16 protein-coding genes and 1 pseudogene are annotated in these 18,771 nt (G+C 45.7%); 7 read left to right on the top strand and 10 right to left on the bottom strand.

Annotation, left to right across the window (positions count from 1 at the left end):
• Window positions 1–21: 21 nt before the first annotated feature.
• The 3 genes from MC7420_RS21135 (at window position 22) to mreD (ending at window position 2,669) form a co-directional block, all read left to right on the top strand.
• On the top strand, window positions 22–1,029 hold the full coding sequence (locus MC7420_RS21135; protein WP_044208646.1) for a rod shape-determining protein: 1,008 nt from the start codon (window positions 22–24) through the stop codon (window positions 1,027–1,029).
• A gap of 119 nt (window positions 1,030–1,148) precedes the next feature.
• Window positions 1,149–1,904, top strand: coding sequence for a rod shape-determining protein MreC (mreC, locus tag MC7420_RS21130; RefSeq protein ID WP_006102760.1), 756 nt, complete (start codon window positions 1,149–1,151; stop codon window positions 1,902–1,904).
• Between the two features lie 219 nt (window positions 1,905–2,123).
• Window positions 2,124–2,669: a rod shape-determining protein MreD gene (mreD, locus tag MC7420_RS21125; RefSeq protein WP_198016524.1), complete on the top strand. Its 546-nt coding sequence runs from the start codon at window positions 2,124–2,126 to the stop codon at window positions 2,667–2,669.
• Window positions 2,670–2,752: 83 nt separating this feature from the next.
• Here mreD and MC7420_RS21120 read toward each other — a convergent pair whose 3' ends face one another.
• Complete coding sequence (locus tag MC7420_RS21120; RefSeq protein WP_006102731.1) at window positions 2,753–3,541, bottom strand: HAD family hydrolase; 789 nt, start codon at window positions 3,539–3,541, stop codon at window positions 2,753–2,755.
• A 155-nt stretch (window positions 3,542–3,696) separates the two neighbouring features.
• Here MC7420_RS21120 and MC7420_RS21115 point away from each other — a divergent pair, with 155 nt between their 5' ends.
• A complete protein-coding gene (locus MC7420_RS21115; protein ID WP_006102689.1) occupies window positions 3,697–5,676 on the top strand; it encodes a serine/threonine-protein kinase in 1,980 nt (659 codons plus the stop codon).
• 11 nt (window positions 5,677–5,687) lie between these two features.
• Here the strand turns inward: MC7420_RS21115 and MC7420_RS21110 are convergent, their stop codons facing one another.
• On the bottom strand, window positions 5,688–6,224 hold the full coding sequence (locus MC7420_RS21110) for a CPBP family glutamic-type intramembrane protease (protein ID WP_006102787.1): 537 nt from the start codon (window positions 6,222–6,224) through the stop codon (window positions 5,688–5,690).
• A gap of 408 nt (window positions 6,225–6,632) precedes the next feature.
• Between MC7420_RS21110 and MC7420_RS21105 the strand changes: the two genes are divergently transcribed.
• On the top strand, window positions 6,633–7,316 hold the full coding sequence (locus tag MC7420_RS21105; RefSeq protein ID WP_006102617.1) for a response regulator transcription factor: 684 nt from the start codon (window positions 6,633–6,635) through the stop codon (window positions 7,314–7,316).
• An 82-nt stretch (window positions 7,317–7,398) separates the two neighbouring features.
• Here MC7420_RS21105 and MC7420_RS21100 read toward each other — a convergent pair whose 3' ends face one another.
• The 4 genes from MC7420_RS21100 to murJ all read right to left on the bottom strand — a co-directional run bounded on the left by MC7420_RS21100 (window position 7,399) and on the right by murJ (window position 12,602).
• Entirely contained in the window at window positions 7,399–7,713 is a 315-nt protein-coding gene (locus MC7420_RS21100) for a (2Fe-2S) ferredoxin domain-containing protein (protein WP_006102794.1), read from the bottom strand.
• 256 nt (window positions 7,714–7,969) lie between these two features.
• The gene (locus tag MC7420_RS42755) at window positions 7,970–9,652 is read right to left on the bottom strand and encodes a mechanosensitive ion channel family protein (RefSeq protein WP_006102587.1); all 1,683 of its coding nucleotides are present in this window, start codon (window positions 9,650–9,652) and stop codon (window positions 7,970–7,972) included.
• Window positions 9,653–9,659: 7 nt separating this feature from the next.
• Window positions 9,660–10,772 carry an AI-2E family transporter gene (locus tag MC7420_RS21090; RefSeq protein ID WP_006102634.1) on the bottom strand — a complete coding sequence of 371 codons (1,113 nt, stop codon included), beginning with the start codon at window positions 10,770–10,772 and terminating at the stop codon, window positions 9,660–9,662.
• Between the two features lie 231 nt (window positions 10,773–11,003).
• A complete protein-coding gene (gene murJ / locus MC7420_RS21085) occupies window positions 11,004–12,602 on the bottom strand; it encodes a murein biosynthesis integral membrane protein MurJ (RefSeq protein WP_006102806.1) in 1,599 nt (532 codons plus the stop codon).
• 236 nt (window positions 12,603–12,838) lie between these two features.
• On the opposite strand from murJ, the gene MC7420_RS21080 reads away from it, so the two are divergent.
• Window positions 12,839–13,468, top strand: coding sequence for a hypothetical protein (locus tag MC7420_RS21080; RefSeq protein WP_006102669.1), 630 nt, complete (start codon window positions 12,839–12,841; stop codon window positions 13,466–13,468).
• A 353-nt stretch (window positions 13,469–13,821) separates the two neighbouring features.
• Here the strand turns inward: MC7420_RS21080 and MC7420_RS21075 are convergent, their stop codons facing one another.
• The 4 genes from MC7420_RS21075 to MC7420_RS21065 all read right to left on the bottom strand — a co-directional run bounded on the left by MC7420_RS21075 (window position 13,822) and on the right by MC7420_RS21065 (window position 17,839).
• On the bottom strand, window positions 13,822–14,625 hold the full coding sequence (locus tag MC7420_RS21075) for a creatininase family protein (RefSeq protein ID WP_006102765.1): 804 nt from the start codon (window positions 14,623–14,625) through the stop codon (window positions 13,822–13,824).
• Window positions 14,626–14,911: 286 nt separating this feature from the next.
• Entirely contained in the window at window positions 14,912–15,070 is a 159-nt protein-coding gene (locus tag MC7420_RS40095) for a hypothetical protein (protein ID WP_006102782.1), read from the bottom strand.
• A gap of 70 nt (window positions 15,071–15,140) precedes the next feature.
• Window positions 15,141–16,490, bottom strand: a complete 1,350-nt coding sequence (locus tag MC7420_RS21070) for an FAD-binding oxidoreductase (protein WP_006102744.1) — start codon at window positions 16,488–16,490, stop codon at window positions 15,141–15,143.
• A gap of 464 nt (window positions 16,491–16,954) precedes the next feature.
• Window positions 16,955–17,839: an NAD(P)-dependent oxidoreductase gene (locus MC7420_RS21065; RefSeq protein WP_198016519.1), complete on the bottom strand. Its 885-nt coding sequence runs from the start codon at window positions 17,837–17,839 to the stop codon at window positions 16,955–16,957.
• Between the two features lie 214 nt (window positions 17,840–18,053).
• Between MC7420_RS21065 and MC7420_RS41705 the strand changes: the two are divergent.
• Window positions 18,054–18,771 (top strand): annotated as a pseudogene (locus MC7420_RS41705) (glycosyltransferase family 39 protein); the annotation flags it as partial.

Genomic DNA, 18,771 nt, shown 5'->3' with positions numbered 1-18,771 from the left:
CGCTTTTCCCTATCCCGGGACATGGGTATCGATTTAGGTACAGCTAATACTTTAGTATATGTATCTGGCAAAGGCATCGTACTCCAGGAGCCTTCTGTCGTCGCCATGGACCAAGATGAAAAAGTGCCACTAGCGGTGGGAGAGGACGCCAAAAAAATGCTGGGCAGAACTCCAGGTAACGTGGTCGCCTTGCGTCCTTTACGCGATGGTGTGATTGCTGACTTCGATACCGCCGAACTCATGCTCAAGCATTTTATCCGGCGAGTTCACGAAGGGCGTACTTTAGTTCAGCCTCGGATTGTCATTGGGATTCCCAGTGGTGTAACTGGTGTGGAACGGCGGGCAGTTATGGAAGCTGCCTCTCAAGCCGGTGCCAGAGATGTGTACTTGATCGATGAACCTGTTGCTGCTGCCATCGGTGCGGGGCTGCCTGTAGCAGAGCCAACCGGTAATATGATTATTGATATCGGTGGTGGGACGACAGAAGTCGCGGTACTCAGTTTACAAGGTACCGTTTTGAGCGAATCGGTACGGGTTGCTGGTGATGAACTGAGTGAATCGATCACCCAGTACATGAAAAAAGTGCATAACCTGGTGATTGGGGAGCGAACGGCTGAAGAAATTAAAATTCAGATTGGTTCAGCCTACCCGACTCATGAGGACGATGATTTCTCCATGGAAGTACGCGGCTTACACTTGCTGTCTGGTTTACCGCGAACTGTGAGTATCAAGGGACCCGAAATTCGCGAAAGTATGTCCGAACCGCTTTCAGTCATCGTTGATGCGGTCAAACGGACTTTAGAGCGGACACCACCTGAACTCGCTGCCGATATTATTGATCGAGGCATCATGTTAGCGGGTGGTGGTGCCTTACTAAAAGGACTAGATACGTTGATTAGTCACGAAACAGGTATTGTGACTCATGTGGCGGCTGATCCCCTAAGTTGTGTGGTTTTAGGCACAGGTCGTGTTCTAGAGAACTTCAAACAACTAGAACGGGTATTTAGTGGGCGATCTCGCCATATCTAAGGTGATAATCTCTTAGAGAGCAGTCTTGAGAGGGTTGGTTTACAAGCTGCATGAGAAGTCAACTGCACTATTGCAACTCTGGCGCATCAGCCGGAAGCTGAACGAATACTGGACAGGTTATGTATATATTGCGTCGTTGGTGGGACAAACATGGAGTCGCTGTTGTGCTGGGGGGACTAACTCTAAGCCTTGCTTGGTTCGTTCGCCAAACTCAGGGTGCAGCTCTCTTTGAGGCTTATCAGTTATTGACCCGCCCCTTACAATCAGAACCGACACAAGAAGAGCGTCTGACAAATGCCAAAGTGCTGGAACTCCAACAGCGTCAGATTGAACTTGAGAGCCAAAACCAAAAACTCAAAGAACTGCTGAATTATTCTAAAACCAAAGACCAGCAAGGAATTCTTGCCCCAATCATCGGGCGTAGTGCGGGTCACTGGTGGCAACATGTAACTTTGGGTCGAGGGAGTCGAGATGGGATAAAGGTGCATTCAATTGTTATGGCACCTGGCGGTTTAGTGGGTCAGATTGTTAATGTGACGCCGAATACAAGTCGCGTACTACTAATCAGTGACGCCACTAGCCGAGTCGGGGCGGTGATTAGCCGTAGCCGTAGCATGGGGTTTATTCGAGGACAAGGTTCAAATCGGGCGGTGTTGCAGTTTTTTGACAAAGTACCCGATGTCCGTCGGGGAGATGCGGTTTCCACTTCACCCGTGAGCAAACTGTTTCCTGCTGGGTTACCGTTAGGACGGGTGGAGTCAGTCAACTTGGATAAAAGTCCAGCCCCCGAAGCTGTCATTGAGTTAACAGCGCCTTTAGATGCCTTGGAGTGGGTGATTGTTTATCCCCAATCAAGGACGGTTGATCCCGAATAGAGTAACCAGGGTGCGAAAACGGATACCATAAATTCCCCATCTCTCAGGGGTATAATCGATTTTTGGGAATTTTGGGAATTTTTGAGTAAGTTTTTGTACTTGGAAATTTAGCCGGATTACCAATCAACAAAAACCTAGATGTGATACTTGGGCGGTGAAATGGAGGTCAAAAAAAGGCAAAGCTCATTGAGGATAGCACAGAAGAAACCCTTGAACAACATTTTTAACCTTTCCCAGTTTTCCCCCCAAGTTCGTCAACTACTCAACTGGACGGTAACGGCGGGTTCTGTCCTTGTATGTGTGATGGCTTTACCCACTCGGTTACCGGGCATGGAATTGCTAGGAATTGCCCCGAATTGGTTGTTAATTTGGGTGGTTGCCTGGAGTATCAAACGCACCGCTTTTCAGGGGGCGATGGCAGGGTTAACATTGGGTTTGATTCAAGATGGGATAACTGCCCCTGAACCCACTCATGTCCTGAGTCTAGTGTTAGTGGGAATTTTAACAGCTCGAATGCAGAAGCAGCGATATATTCAGGAAGATTTTATTTCCGTGGCGCTAATTGTATTTGGGATGGCGGTTGTCGCGGAGACGGTGACAGCAATTCAGTACAGTTTTATGGGCGATCGCACGTTAGCAGAAATTTGGATAGATCACCAGCGTATTGCCCTATCCTCAGCGATTCTCAGTAGTTTGTGGGCACCTGTGGTGTATTATCCCCTGAGTCGTTGGTGGGAACAGATACACTTACTCGAACAGTCCTAAATCGGGTGAACGACTTCCGTTTAGCCGTAGGTAGGCTGCGTTCGTTCTGGATTAGCCAGCATATAGGCAATCATCATCTGTTTTCACTTCATCTTTCCCAAAAGATAATCAGCCGCTGCCAGCAGATCATAGCAAGTGTGAGTGGGTTGGAATTGCTGGAGATAACGATAGGAACGAATCCCACATGTAAGCGCTACAGTCGGAATAGATACCGCTTGGGCGGCGAGGAGATCCGCCTCTGTGTCACCAATCATCCACGCCGACTGCGGCTGTAGTGAAAGACAAACCTGTTCGGTTAAGGCTTGTGCTAAAAGTTGTTGCTTGAGTTCAACATTATTCCGATAGGCGGCTTGATCGTCGTAAGTTCCATAAATACCGCTAAACAGACGAGTCAACCCGTAATTTCTCAAAATTTGTGTCGCTTGTTCCTGACAGCGTAACGTCACCAATACCAGCCGGATACCTTGAGAATGGAGTCTGGCTAATGCCCACCGCACTCCCGGTTGCAGCTTATCCAGATGTAACAGTAAGGGTTGATTGACAATTTCTAAGACTCGTGATAGGAAAAACTCAAATTGTTCCCCTTGTACACCAGAACATAGGGCAATGTCTTCATCCGCCACCCGATCCTGTTTCATCTCCCAAAACTGCTGGGCTTCAAGCTGTTGAATCGGTAACGTGATTCCTTGGGCTTGATAAGCCGATCGCGTATCAGCCAGTGCTAGCTTGTAGGTGGTGTAATAGCGCTTAGAGACATCGACAATTGGTCCATCGAAGTCGCAGAAAACCGTCAGTGGCGCTACAGAGGGATTATTTCTGTGGGAGCGATCGCACGGCGGTGATTGCCAGTCGTAGGCAGCCACACCACTCATAAAATATTACTCAATTCAGCTTCTTTTGAAACAGTTTTTTACATCTTAGCAGTTTCGATAGAAATTTTAATCGTTCATCGAGGAATATTCCCCAGCATCCTTATCCGCATCCTAAGATCAGGGAAAGATCTTTCGTGACATAGCTGTAGCGAGATATGAGCTACTGTATCAACCCCCAATGTCCTGAACCCAGTGATCCAGGTAACCTCAACAATCGAATTTGTCGCAATTGTGGCTTTGGGATGGTGTATGAAGCCTACCAAGGAACTCGTCCCAAAATCTTAAAAGTTCTCAAACCTAAGCACAATACCAATCCTAAGGTTATCGAATTATTTCAACAAGAAGCCGCCGTATTAAGTCAGCTTAATCATCCCGGTATTCCTCAAGTTGAATCCGATGGATATTTTCAGGTTATTCCTCAAGGTGGAGAACCGCTGCACTGTATCATCATGGAAAAAATTGAGGGACTGAATTTAAAGCAGTGGATGCGACAACAGGGAAATCATCCCATTTCCGAATCACAGGCACTCAATTGGCTGAAACAACTGGTTGAAATTTTACATTTGGTTCATCGAAAAAACTATTTCCATCGAGATATTAAACCCGAAAATATCATGCTGCGCCCCACGGGTCAATTGGTGTTGATAGATTTTGGTACAGCGAGAGAATTAACCTATACCTATTTAGCAGAAGTGGGTGGTGCTGGGAATGTTACTAAAATTAGTTCAGCGGGGTACACGCCACCGGAACAAGAAAAAGGTCATGCGGTTCCCCAGTCCGATTTTTATGCCTTGGGTCGAACATTTGTCTATTTGTTAACTGCAAAATCGGTAACTGATCCGAGTATGTATGACCCATTAACTGATCGCTGTAATTGGCGCGAACAGGTTTCAAGTATCTCAAAACCATTAGCTGACCTAATTGATAAGCTAATGTCACCGACAGCAGCAACTCGGCATAAGACAACTCAGGACATTATCGATGAATTAGCCACTATTTCATTATCGTCTATTTCCACTCCCCTATCTTCGTCTCCGCAATTACCCAGTAAGACAAAAATGCAAATAGCAACGGTGCCGCAAGCGGAATATGGGATAATTTCTAAGCTTTCTCAGTGTAAACATTTAATCGCTCAAAACAAATTGTTTTGGTTAGGAACTTTAGCGTTATTCGTTGGTGTTGGAGTTTATCAATTGAGGAAAATAGAACCTCAGATTCCGGCAGAAATTGCTACCTATCAATCTATCGAACTGGCTCAAACCATTAATGCAAATGCTAGTTATATTAATTACCTGATGATTAGTCCAGATGGAGAGATAGTAGTGAGTGGCAATGCAGATAAAACCATCCGATTTTGGCATCTAGCTTCAGGTCAAGAAATTCGCCAACTGACAGGATATACCAAGCCTGTTAATTACTTTGCGATTAATTCGGACTGGGATAAACTGGTTACGGGAAGTGGCGATAAGAACATTCAGGTTTGGAATCTGGTTACTCAGGAAAAAAATCAAACCTTATCTGGGCATTCCAGTTTTGTCAATTATTTGGTAATTAGTCCGGATGGCAAGATGTTAATCAGTGGGAGTGCGGATAAGACGATTAAACTTTGGAATTTAGCCACAGGACAATTAATTCGCACGCTAACCGGACATTCAAGTTCAGTGAATTACCTGGAAATTAGCCCAGATGGGAAAATGTTAGTCAGTGGGAGTGCGGATAAGACGATTAAACTTTGGGATTTAGCCACAGGACAATTAATTCGCACAATGACAGGACATTCAAGTTCAGTCAACGCTTTGGAAATTAGTCCAGATGGGAAAACGTTAGTCAGTGGGAGTGCGGATAAAACGATTAAACTTTGGAATTTAGCCACAGGACGAGAAATTCGCACAATGACAGGACATTCAAGTTTTGTGAATGCTTTAGAAATTAGTCCAGATGGTCAAGTTTTAGCCAGTGGGAGTGCAGATAAGACGATTAAACTCTGGCATCTTGCCACAGGACAATTAATTCGCACACTAAAGGGTCATTTAAGTTCTGTTAATTCTATCGCGATTAGCCCAGATGGAGAAACCTTAGTCAGTGGGAGTGCGGATAAAACCATTAAACTCTGGCGCGTACCGAAAGTGGAATAGTGTTCCAGATACTATAAATCTAATTTTGAATATCCATCGAATATAAGTAGCCAAACGACAACAACTATCCAATGAATTACAATGGGGGACCAGATTGAGCGAGAGTGCCAGTAGGAAATCGTCAAGGTGATTCCTAAAATTAGCGTTGACAACAGAAAACCGGGATTCGTGAAAACTCCGAATGCTTTTTGGTAAACTAAAAAGGCAAAGATAGGATGAGCTACCACATAAACAACTATGCTGATAAAAGCCATAATTAATTGGCTTTTTATTGGACTATTACTGGTTTTGCTGGGAAGTGGTAGTACGCGAAATAGCAGCTCTTCGGCAAAACAGGGGAAAAAGAAACGACTCACTAAAACCTTGACAATGCCTAGAAAAGATAAATGCAAAATTCTAACGTCTAAAAGCCCAGATTCAAATCCTATGGGCAAACAAGTTAAAGCAATGAACAATAACAGCAAAACTGTAATGAGCCAACTCTCCAGAGTCGGTACAGTCAGTAGAGCCGAGATGACTTTGTGGTAAATTCTTTCCAGCCAATTCATCTATATTGTAAATTTTGGGATAAGATTGATATCTAAGTAGTCGGACACTCGTTACAGTTTTCTCCTTTGATTGCTGATCCTCTTTTTTTAGCAAACTTGTAGCGATTAGGTTTTTGGTGGTGATTACACCATCAGAGCTTATGGTCACTTTAGGCTATCGCGGTGATTATTTCAAGCCCGTAACCCTATTGGGACTTAGAAGTCAACAGCGATCATACTACTTGGGAAAAAATAGCGCTCCAAAGAGTGCATCGAATCACAAGTCTTTGCAGGAGTAGCTTTGAAGATGTACTCCTTGAAAGGGAGTCACAAAATAACTATAATCTCCTCTAGGCAAGTATTCTGTTATTTTGGATTGGGGTAGCTTTAAATTAATTAAAATTCTTGTATTTTCAGAATCTCCAAGCAATGACGCACCATATCTTAGTTGTGGAAGATGAGGCAAAACTCGCCAAGTTTATCGAACTGGAACTGCAATATGAAGGATATCAAGTCAGCGTAGCGCCGGATGGGTTCGCGGGTTTAGCAACAGCGCGGGAATCGCAGCCGGATTTGCTGATTCTCGACTGGATGTTACCGGGAGTATCGGGGTTAGAGATTTGTCGCCGTCTGCGGAGTACAGGGGATAAGGTGCCAATTATATTATTAACGGCTAAGGATGAAGTGAGCGATCGCGTGGCGGGGTTGGATGCGGGTGCAGATGACTATGTGGTGAAACCCTTTAGTTTGGAGGAGTTGTTAGCTAGAGTCAGGGCGCATCTGCGACGGAATCAGGAGGAAGACCCGGATACCTTACAATTTGCTGACTTAAGCTTAAACCATTCCACCCGTGAAGTCTATCGGGGCGATCGCCTAATTGAACTCACGGCTAAGGAATTTGATTTACTCGATTATCTAATCTCCCATCCTCGCCAGGTTCTCACCCGTGACCAAATCCTGGAACGAGTCTGGGGGTATGATTTTATGGGGGATTCTAATATTATTGAGGTTTATGTGCGCTATTTGCGCCTGAAACTAGAAGCCAATGGCGAGAAGCGATTGGTGCAAACGGTGCGGGGGGTTGGTTATGTGTTGCGCGAATCATCAAATTAACCCAGCAAACCCGTAGGGGCTTGGTCTCCAAGCCCTTAGTGCAAACGGTGCGGGGGGTTGGTTATGTGTTGCGCGAATAATCTCAAAAGCCAAACCGCAGATGAATCCTCGGATTCAGTTTTTCGTCAACGGGTTTCCCTTCTTTCAGGTGTTGTTCCACAATCCGGCGGACATCACTGGGTTGAACCCGATAATACCAAGTTTCTTCCGGTACAACTCGCACCGTCGGACCACAACTACATTGTCCTTGGCAATCGGTGCCTTTTATCTTAAAGTCTGTATCCTTAGCCACTTCCTCAAACGCCGCCAAGACATCGGCTGAACCTTCGGCTTGACAGGAACGATGTTGACAAACTAGAACTTGCTTGGGTGTGTGATTCGAGGAGTCGGTTGCCACGGATGATTAAATTGAGTTTTATCTGTTCTTTTTTATTTTATAGCAGTCGCCAGGATCATTAGGACATCAGATGAATGCCGCTTATTGCGTCAATGCACGTTTAGTCTAGCCGGGAAATAAATTTCCGGCTGAAAGCTCAAGTAAGCTAAAGCTTACTGGGATAGGTAGCTGTAATCAAACTGTATCCAGATTTTTTTTAGAAGCAGTAAGCTACCTTGTCCTGTAAAATTCCCTCATCAAAAACCAACAAATGACGTTAATTTTTTCCTTTACCATTACCATCTCGCGGCGGATTAGCTGTTGGTTGTTGATCTAGCCACTTTGCCAAACTCTGGGATAGTTGCGCTAATGATTCGACTAATTGCGGAGAAATATCGACTGGTAAATTCCCCGAACGAACATGAAGATCCCGTTGGGGGAAGGGAATTTCCACATCTCGATGGCGGAGAATTACTTCAATCCGAAAATAAAGGTCACTCTTAATTTGGAACTGCTTGCGAGGTTCACTAATCCAAACCAACAAATCAAAATCGAGAGAACTATCACCAAATCCCTTAAAAAAAACTCTGGGTATCGGTTGAGGTAGAACATCACTATGTTCTTTTGCCGCATCAATCAAAGCACATCTAACCGTCTTTAGGTTTGAGCCATACGCCACACCAACAGGTATCTTTAATCGGGATACTGCACTGTGATGCGACCAGTTAATCACCTCCGATTCCAAAAATCTGGAATTAGGAATAATAATTGAAATGTCATCTAAGGTTTTAATTTCTGTACTGCGAACACTAATATATTCCACCGTTCCCATCAATCCGCCCACATCGACGAAATCGCCAACTTGAATAGGACGTTCAAAGATTAAAACCAAGCCGCTAATAAACTCTTTCGCAATTCCCTGCAATCCTAAGCCAATACCCACCCCCAACACACCCGCAAATACGGTGAGGGAACTAATATCTAAACCCCATAACTGTAATAAGACAAGGCTGCTGATAAAAATAAAGGCATAATTGAAAATAATCGCAATGGTTTCCTGTGCTGCACGACTCAAACCCGTGAACCGTAAAATCCGCGATCGCAAGCCTTGTTTAATCACTTTTGCCAGAATAATCAGCCCGACAAATAAGCTGATCAGGATTAATAACTTCAACACCGAATAGGAGTTATCTCCTAAGGGAATAATGTCTGAGGTTAAACTAGCAATTAAAGTATCAGTAAGGATGTGACTTAATTCTCTGGTTTGGCGAAACTGGGTAGTGATATAAATCAGTGCATACACCCAGATAGCACATCGGATGAGTGTCAGGAGAACTTGTCCGGCGAACTTGGGGCTGTTCGCCTGTTTCGTTCCCTCTAGGGGGGCTGACTCCGCCGCCTCTTTATCCAACTGAGGTTTCAGCCAATCAGACCAAAGCTTACCGAGTAGCCAACTCAATGCGATCGCCAGTAATATGCAACCCATTGAGAGCAGGGTAGCTTGAATCAAATAGATTGGTGTGCGCTCATATTGTGCCTTTTGAATAACCGTTTGCAGTTTTTTTCGCCAAAATTCTGCCTGTTCTTTAGGACTTCTTCCTTCTGGTGTATCATCTGATGTTACGGAAACCAAATGCTGCCCATCAATCTCAATTACGGGTATTTTATCTTTAGAAGTGAGTTCAACACTTATAGGACTTTCCGCCGTTTCCACCAGTTCTTGGAGAACTTGATTCACATACTCAGCTCGTTCTTGGGCGCTGTATTGTTCAGATGGAGTCACTTCAAAAACCTTGCGCCCATCCAGCATAATCGGTGCTGTAGAATTAGTTTGAATGGAATTAGTTTGATTGAAATTATTTTGAGCTAAACTGGGCAAAACGGCAAGTAAACAACCAACCATAAATGCCACAACTAGCGTCCGGACAATCCGCACCCGGACAAAAGAAACGAACTTCATATTAATATTAACCTTTCATCGATAGAGTGCTTTGAGTTTCTTCCCTAGATGGTGGTGATAGTGCTGCGGCTTGCTGTTCCGCCTGTCGTTTGGGTTGCAGGTAGAGATTCTCTAACAAAACAGACGCCCCGGCTATCCAAGGGGGAACAATTAACGCCCCAATAATTCCCAACACCTGTGCGCCACCAACCACCGCCAACAATTGATACAAGGGATGAACTCTCACCGAAGAACCAACTAAAAGGGGATCAAGCACATAAGTTTCCACATTTTGAATAATCACAAACAGGAGAAATACCCATAAAAACGTCCACCCTCCTTGGGCAATTGCCACAATCAACGCCGGAATCGCCCCCAAAACGGGACCAAAAAAAGGAATCAGATTGGTTCCCCCGGCAATCACACCTAAACCTAAAGCAAATTCAGTAATCCCCAAAACTTTTAAACCAATGGTAATGGCAACTCCTAAAATCCCGGAAACTAACACTCGTCCCTGGATATAATTACCCATGCGCCGACTCACTGGTTTAACCTGCGCCGCCAAGCGATCATCCCAGGGTTTGGGGAATAAACTCACAATCCCTTTAATTAAGCGTTTCGCACCGGATAGCATATAGCCCGATAGAAATAACGCCAGAATCACACTGAGAATACCACCCAGAAACCCCCGCGTTACCCCATACGATCGGACAACGAGTTGTTGACTGGAACGAATTGCCCAATTGGTGAGGGTTTGGGTATCAAAAATTTGACTAATGATGGGTTCGCTAATACCCAGGCGCACTGCCAAACGGTCGATTAAGGATTCTAACACTTCTAGATAGTCAGGGAGTCGGCGAAACAGGCGCTGGATTTGCTGTGCCACGGTTGGTCCAATTAACACCCCGACTCCAACTAAAATGGTCAGTAAGCCTAAATAGACCAAGAGAACAGCTAACCAGCGAGGAATTCCCAACTGTTGGGCGCTATTGATGATCGGGGCTAAGGTGGCGGCAAGAACTACCGAAATCATCAGGATCACCAACAGACTACTGAGTTGCCACAGCAGCAGTAGCAGCAAAACGGTAGCAGTAATGAGTAGGATATTTTGAATGGAAATCGCAATCCGCCGTTCAGACATGGCAACGGTTCAGCTTAAAAGACTGTTGACAAACACTAAATATAAGTAGGTGGGGACAATTAAAGTTAACGGTGGAGAACTCGCTTCGCGAGAAGCAAGCTACGTCATTTGTAAGGGTTTCAGGGTTATTTATATAACTTAACATGGTTGAGTTTATTTCCACCAACCTACTTAATAATGTTCAAGCTGATTCACCGTGCCTACATCCTCCAATAATAAAACCTGGGCTGTTCATTTCCCCAACTTTTGACGCAAACGACTCACCAAAATATCCACTTCCGGTAACTTCAACCGAGCAACCAAAACCGCAAAAATCCCCAACGCCACCGACATCGCCAAACTCAGTTGTAAGACTTGTAGCAGTAAATTCTCACTCCCCAAAACCTGTTGCCAGCCCCAACTCACTCCCCAACTGCCCAATCCCGCCACAACACTACTCCCCGCCAACCCCACCAGCGCTATCCCCCATTCCCCTAACGGTAAGCCATGTAGCCGCCGATTTAACACCCACAACAGCCAACTCATCGAAATAATATTGACGCCAATCGTGGCAAAAACTAAACCTGGTGTGGCAAAGGCATTCACCAACAAATAATCCAGCAGGGCATTAATAAAGATATTGGCAATACTAATCCGAAACGGCGTCTCCCCATCCCCCAAGGCATAAAATACCCGAACCAAAACATCCCGTGCTAAATAAAAGAACATGCCGAATCCATACGCCATCAGTACCGGGGCGACAATCTGGGAAGCCTCTGCACCAAAGGCATAGCGTTCATAAATCACTCGAACAATCGGCACCGATAGAGAGATAAAAATCGCCGTCAGCGGTAACATCGTCAAAGCCGTCAACAGTAATCCCTGACGAATTCGCACTTTCAACTCCACCCAATTCTCCGGCGCCGCTAACCGGGAAAATACAGGCAGCATCGGCACCAAGATCATATTAGAAATAATTCCCAGAGGCGTCAGCACAATAAAATTGGAATAGCGCATCGCCGCCGCCGCATTGGGGATAAACGAGGCGAAAAACAGATCGGTATACACATTAATATGTAACATCCCAGAGGATAGCGTCGCTGGTGCCATCACCCGCATCACCTCCTTCACCCCTGGAAGCTGCCAATTAAAGCGCAACCGTAACCGCCCCATCCCCGATCGCGACTGGGCAATCAGTTGCATCACCCATTGCCAAATTGCCCCGGCTAGAGTTCCCACAGCTAACACAATACTGCCCAAGCGGATATACTCAGGCTGATTAACTTGCCCTCCCGAATAAAGTGCCAATATCCCTAAGCCACCAATCACCGCCAAACTGGAAAATAAAGGGCTAACACTGGGTAACCAATATTGATCTGAAGCATTCAGCGTACCGAAACCAATCCCAATCAACCCCGCCAGAACCGCCAACGGTGCCATAATTTGCAACTGTTGAACCGCCAGCGATCGCGCGGGTTCCTCCAATCCTGGGGCGAGGATATCGATAAAGGTGGGCGCAAATAGAATTAAGATAATCGTCACCAGCAACAATATCCCACTCACCAGAGTCGTCACCGTTTCCACCAGAGGGGCGGCTTCCGATTTATCCCGTTTTGCCAACACACTCACCAAGGCGCTATGAAACGGACCATTTATCCCACCCAGTAAAATCAGCAGAAAGCCTGGAATCACGTAGGCGTAGGCATAAGCATTCACCACCGGACCCACACCAAACGCCGCCGCGATCGCTTGTTCACGGACTAAGCCAAAAATTTTACTAATCAGGGTGGCAATTGCCACAATTGAGGCAATTCCAGCAAGGGAACGAGACGGTTTAGGCTTGTCAGACACGAAAGGTTACTATTTTTGGTGACTTATCCTATTTAATCCTGAATCGGGTCACACGCTTCAGGTAAATCTCACTAATTATCCACCAACACTTGCACCTCTGGAGTTACAGTAATCTAATCTGCCTGCACAGACGCTTCTGTGCCTTAACTACAATCTTGCACCAATTAAGGGTCAGCCAATTGTATGTAAGGTGTTAAATAAGGTAATCGTTTTCTTGAATAACACTGACAGCAGCAATGACACAAGTTATCCCTGCCCATGAACTAACACTGGCACAGGTTGAAAACCAATTCAATCTTCGGCACGTTCTAGACGATTCTACCTTCTTCCCTGAAGCCCAGGACAATTTATCAGAACTCAACGATTTAGAAAAGCAAACCTTAGATCGGGTCAAAACAGAGTTTCTCTATCTCAACAAATATCCAATGTTAGAATATTTGGTAAAAATGGTGGTACTTTCGCCCCTACTATCACTCGCAGGATTTTACCGTCCTCCGCTACATCCAGTCTTGGAAAAACGGGTAGATGTAGCGATAGAGACTAGAGAAAGAACGGTTTGGGGGCGAATTGATATCTTGTTGTTACAGCAACAACTATGGGTTGCGGTTGTTGAGTCAAAACAAGCCGGATTTGCTCTAAAAGATGCAACAGCGCAAACCCTATTTTACATGATGGCAAATCCAAATACTGAGCAACCCACTTTTGGATTAGTCACGAATGGTAGTCATTTTATGTTCATTAAAGTATTGTTCGGTGAGATACCCCAATATACCTTTTCCACAGAGTTCTCTCTATATCGACCAGAGAATGAGTTATATCCTGTCCTTCAGATTTTACAGAGGTTAGCGGCGTTGGCGACAAGGTAGCGATCGCGGATTTTTGTATTTGTTATGACTAACATTTTGCACCTGCTTAGGCTAAAACCCTGACTACAAACCCGATAAAAAACACCTGATCAACCATGTAGGGGCGACCCGCTTGCACCAATGAACAACTGTAGTCCACTCAATTTCCTCGGGTCGCCCTTTGCCATCCTTTGATGTCGCGACTTCGTGTTACTATTCTGATGTTCCATCGGCTAATGGAATTTTAACTTGGGTGATGAACCAGTTAAATGATAAAACGAGGGGCGATCGCGAAATCCATCCCCCCGAATCCCCTCACCCCACCCAACATCCAGAGATAGACTAACTCATAACTCACGCGATCGCACGTTCCCTTACTTACCTTGAGGTTGACGAAACCGATAGATATCCTGGATTACCTTTACCCAACCGGATACCAAAGACTCTAGGATGCGATCGCCTTTTTCCTTCGTTGCTGGTGTGGGATCACCCAAAGTCCCACTCTGACTCAATTCTTGCGTCAACCAAGCAAAAGGTAACTTCCCCTCCATACTCAATAAACTATCTTCCGGTAATCCTTGAGGATATTCAGCCACCGCCCGTTCCATTTTCACCTGTTCCGGTAATAGGGATAACATCAAACTCGTTTCCGCATCTCCCGCATGAATTCCCAATTCCAACTCCTTAGCTGAAATTAACTCTTTCGCCACATTGGGAACCCGCCAGGTAAACAGAGGAAATACTAGAAAATCGCCATACTTTTGATGAATATCTCGCGCCGCAATTTCCATGATCTGAGGTTGTCCACCGTGGGAATTCATCAGCACTAATTTACGGAATCCCGCCCGATAAATACTATCCGCAACCTCCATTAACACCGCCAGCAACGTTTGGGCGCTGAGGGTAATCGTTCCGGGAAAATGCCAATGTTCGTTCGATTTCCCGTAAAATAAATTCGGCAATGCATAAGCGGGGATAGTCGGTTCCAGTTGGGCGAGGGCTTTCCCCAGAACCCCCACACCAATCGCCGAATCTACAACTAAGGGCAAATGATGACCATGTTGTTCAATCGCGCCAACGGGTTGAATAATCACCACATTTTCCTTATCGGGTATAGTCTGGATATCTGTCCAGGTAAGATAAGGAAAGAAGCGTTCTGGAGGGATAAAACTGTGCATTTTTGTGTTTTAGTTCTAAACTTAGTCCAATTAAACTATAAGACAAATGGCAGAAGGAAAGAAGATTGTAATAAAGAATGATCCCCGTTTAAACGAAAATAATATAATCCCAATCCATAGATAATGTAGGGGCGGGTTTAGGAACAATTGTAGGGGCGGGTTTAGGGACTAAATTCACCTATTCACCGATAACGGAATAACAAAACCCGCCCTTATATAGGTAGAATTAGCCAATCTTATAATTGACTGAATTGTAGTAGATGATGCGATTATTGAACTGGCGTTTTTAGGGTTTGATTTGGCACTCAGGTTGAATATTGTAGCCGGGAATTTGACAGATTAACCTTTGCCGCATACCTTCTCTACCAAAGGTTAGTGTTAAACTGACAATAATCAGTCCAACACCAATAAAACCACGCAATTGAGTTTTGATGTAGTAAGTCATAAATTTTCTTTTCCACCTGACGTATAACTATTTTAGCAAAATCGGTCATGTATGATTATTGATAAGAACTCTATTCTCGCTCCTCCCATCCTCGCATCTTACCTGGATTCATCAACCCATAAGGATCAACCTGTTCCTTAAACTGTACCTGTTCCACATCAATCGTCTTACGTCCCCCATCTTCCAGAATATAAGTATGGGGATTGGCAATAAACGCCCCCTGTTCTTCGTGATAGCGAATAATCTCATTTAACCGTTCCTCTGTGGTATAGCGAACCAGTTGTAATCCGGCTGGAATTGCTTGACCATTTACCCGCAGAAACTCTAAATGCATCATCACTTCATCGCCAAAATGATCATACAATTTCTCTACCCGTTCCAACGTAAAAAAGAAGGTTTGTAAATACGTCAGTGTTCCGTCAATACTCCGGGCGTGTAATGTCGTATGATTCCAGGTAAACTCAGCTAAACTTGTGCCTTTACTCCCATCTTGAGCAGATTTTTGATAGGTAATTTCCCCGCCATACTCCCGCACTAATTCCTGAAACGGTTCTAAACAAGACTCCGCTATCGTTAATAAAGCACCGTGTTTCCCATCGGGTAGATATTGCTTCAATCCACTAAAATAGGTTGGGATGGGATGAGCATGAATACTAATCAACTTTTTCACCAACCCATCCGCATCACCTAAAGCCTGACCAAACTGGGCAGCCGTGATAAAGTTATCGAAAATAACAATAACCTCTACCCAGGCATAAGCGGGGGCGAGGGGAACTTCTAACTCCGTAATAATCCCATTCGTGCCATAGGCGTGATTCACCTTCTGCACATCATCTCCCCGTAACTCAATCACACGGGGTTCGTCCTCCAGTGTAACCACACGCACCGCCAAAAGATTGCCGCGATCGCGCAATTGCCCGTAATTAATTGAACCAATTCCCCCACTTCCGCCCCCAATAAAGCCACCAATCGTGGCGCTGCGGTACGTTGAAGGCACCATCCGCCATTCCCAGCCGATTTTCCGCGCCTGTTTATCAAACGCCGCTAACTTCACCCCCGGTTCCACACAAGTCTTACCCCGTTTAATCCAACGAATCCCATTCATCCGGGTGGTATCCAAAATTACTCCACCGTGCAGCGGAATACATTGCCCATAATTTCCGGTTCCCGCGCCTCGAATCGTCAGGGGAACTTTGTGCTTGACACAGATTCGCGCCACCTGTAAAACTTCTGCTTCAGTCTGAGGGCGTACCACCAGATTCCCTCGCTTATCCTCTAACAGGGGTTGCAGAACCGGACTGAAATGGTAATAGTCTAAAGATAACTTAGCCACCTGAGTCGGTTCAGTAATCGTTTCTATCCCCGCGAATTCCGAGGCTAAGGCATTCCAGTCAAAGGATTGGGCAGGAGTTGAGGTCATTGCTGGTTAAGGATAGGAACAATAACAACGATTGATGAACTGCCGCGTTTGGCTTCACGTTAACTTTCTATCTTACTGCATATCCAAACTGGTAATAGTTCTAACTCTGTGGGGAAGTGAGGAGGGCGGGTTTTGTTGAGAGGTTATCGGTGAGGAGGGCGGGTTTTGTTGAGAGGTTATCGGTGAGGAGGGCGGGTTTTGTTGAGAGGTTATCGGTGAATAGCTGAATTTAGTCCCTAAACCCGCCCCTACAAATGTCCCTAAACCCGCCCCTACAAATGTCCCTAAACCCGCCCCTACAAATGCGTAACTTTTGTTACATTATGTCCTTCTGCCTTCTTACACTAGTGCAAGAAGGCAGAAATAACTGAACAGCTAATATCTCCCCCAGCTTCCCCAGCTTCCCCAGCTTCCCCAGCTCCTCCACACCTACAAAGCTACTCACATATTTCCACCGCGCTGCACTAGGACTTCCGATAAGCGCGAATCATTGCTTGAGTCCCCTGTTCCCCTCCTTTACCACTATCAAACTCTTGAACCATCTTAAACAAACGGTCAGCAAGTTCCACTCCTGGCAATTCCTGAGGCGATGAATTTAATGTCTCCTGCACCAATCTTAAATCCTTCAGGATATGCTTAATCATAAAACCCGGTTGGAAATCCGACGCCGCAATTTTCGGTCCTAAATTCGACAGCGCCCAAGAACCAGCCGCCCCCGTACTGCAAACCTCTACAATTAAGTTCGGGTCAATATCCTGCTGCTGTGCCAACTGCATCGCTTCACACAACGCCACCGCATGAACCGCCCCCAAAACCTGGTTACACAGTTTAACCGCTTGACCACTCCCCATCGGTCCACACAGGCGAATGGTTTTACCCAAAACCTCCAACAACGGTTTGCTTTCCTCAAAATCTTTAGCCTCTCCGCCCACCATAATCGTCAGCGTGCCATTTTTTGCCCCAATATCACCCCCTGAAATGGGCGCATCCAAAAAGCGCAAGTTATGCTGTTGCAGTTGAGTCCCTATTTCACGAGCCGCCTCTGGACCAATCGTACTGGTATCAATCACCAGCGTCCCTGGACGCGCTGATTCGGCAACCCCTCCGGTTCCCAGCAGAACCTCTTTGACATCAGGAACATCACTGACACAGGAAAAGATAACATCTGCCGATGCGACAGCCTCCCGAATCGAAGACACCACCGTTACCCCCGCCTCAGCCGCCACCTCCACACCCGGACGGTTAGGGGTTCGATTCCACGCCTTAACCGCGTAACCCTCTCGTGCCAAATTTGCCGCCATAGGTCCTCCCATGACGCCAAGTCCGATAAAGGCAATCTGTTGATTCATATCTGTTGACTCCATTGTCTGTGCTTCTGATAAGTTGCTCTTGGTGTCATGCCTTTGTCATACTAGAATCTCTTGGAAGAAAATCGGGGAGTCTCAGTCTCACGCCAATCATCGAGTTGGTTTGCCTCAAAAGCGACAGTAAATAAGCAATACGGGATAAACCGACGGAATAGAAAATAACTTATAAAAATAACCAGAATACTTTAGAAATACTATGGTAAATCCCAGCGAGATTCAAGAGTCCACTCGTCCCCAGCAGCAACTCGCGCATCAGCAGGTTGGGAAAATGGCGTTCGCCCTATCCATCGGCATTGGGCTGATTTATCTGGCATTTCTCAAACCGGGGATTTGGGGCTTTGATGGCAATGACATGCTGCATGTTTCCAAGTCATTAGTTACCGAATTTGATTTTAGCGTGCCGCCCGGTTCCGGAGCCTTAGGTCGCGATGGGCAATATTACTCAATTCGATATCCCTTATTACCGATTATTGCCACACCCTTTGTTGCGGTGGGACTGGTGTTGGGTCACTGGTTCAATATACCGACGAACTATTCATCGGCGGTTTGTGCGTTGGTTGTATCAGTAATATTAACGGCTTTAACCACATCGCTGGTGGCTTTGTTGGCATTGCGCTTGGGAAGCAGTCGCACAGGGGCGTATTTAGCCGCCTTATGTTTTGCCTTGGGTACGACAGCTTTGGTCTATTCGCGAGAGTTCTTTGCGGAACCCCTCCTCTCTTTTATAACCGCATCCAGCCTCTATCTCGCCCTGGGAAAAACCAGTCGTGAACATGCAGGTGCGAGTATTCTTTCCGGTTTAGCCTTGACTGCGAAACCTGCGGGTATTGTGATTGGACCGGTGTTGTCCGCCTATCTCCTACTCAAGCGGTATCCTTTGCGGAATGCTCTGGGTCCCCTACTGGGTACAATTA

The organism is Coleofasciculus chthonoplastes PCC 7420 (genome assembly GCF_000155555.1).
Taxonomy (GTDB): domain Bacteria; phylum Cyanobacteriota; class Cyanobacteriia; order Cyanobacteriales; family Coleofasciculaceae; genus Coleofasciculus; species Coleofasciculus chthonoplastes_A.
This window is presented reverse-complemented; position numbering and strand designations above follow the sequence as displayed.

Excerpts from the sequence above, each read along its gene's own strand:
- MC7420_RS21135 (WP_044208646.1), top strand. The coding sequence starts at position 22 with ATGGGTATCGATTTAGGTACAGCTAATACTTTAGTATATGTATCTGGC.
- mreC (WP_006102760.1), top strand. The coding sequence starts at position 1,149 with ATGTATATATTGCGTCGTTGGTGGGACAAACATGGAGTCGCTGTTGTG.
- MC7420_RS21120 (WP_006102731.1), bottom strand. The coding sequence starts at position 3,541 with ATGAGTGGTGTGGCTGCCTACGACTGGCAATCACCGCCGTGCGATCGC.
- MC7420_RS21115 (WP_006102689.1), top strand. The coding sequence starts at position 3,697 with ATGAGCTACTGTATCAACCCCCAATGTCCTGAACCCAGTGATCCAGGT.
- MC7420_RS21110 (WP_006102787.1), bottom strand. The coding sequence starts at position 6,224 with ATGAATTGGCTGGAAAGAATTTACCACAAAGTCATCTCGGCTCTACTG.
- MC7420_RS21105 (WP_006102617.1), top strand. The coding sequence starts at position 6,633 with ATGACGCACCATATCTTAGTTGTGGAAGATGAGGCAAAACTCGCCAAG.
- MC7420_RS42755 (WP_006102587.1), bottom strand. The coding sequence starts at position 9,652 with ATGAAGTTCGTTTCTTTTGTCCGGGTGCGGATTGTCCGGACGCTAGTT.
- MC7420_RS21090 (WP_006102634.1), bottom strand. The coding sequence starts at position 10,772 with ATGTCTGAACGGCGGATTGCGATTTCCATTCAAAATATCCTACTCATT.
- MC7420_RS21080 (WP_006102669.1), top strand. The coding sequence starts at position 12,839 with ATGACACAAGTTATCCCTGCCCATGAACTAACACTGGCACAGGTTGAA.
- MC7420_RS21075 (WP_006102765.1), bottom strand. The coding sequence starts at position 14,625 with ATGCACAGTTTTATCCCTCCAGAACGCTTCTTTCCTTATCTTACCTGG.
- MC7420_RS40095 (WP_006102782.1), bottom strand. The coding sequence starts at position 15,070 with ATGACTTACTACATCAAAACTCAATTGCGTGGTTTTATTGGTGTTGGA.
- MC7420_RS21070 (WP_006102744.1), bottom strand. The coding sequence starts at position 16,490 with ATGACCTCAACTCCTGCCCAATCCTTTGACTGGAATGCCTTAGCCTCG.
- MC7420_RS21065 (WP_198016519.1), bottom strand. The coding sequence starts at position 17,839 with ATGAATCAACAGATTGCCTTTATCGGACTTGGCGTCATGGGAGGACCT.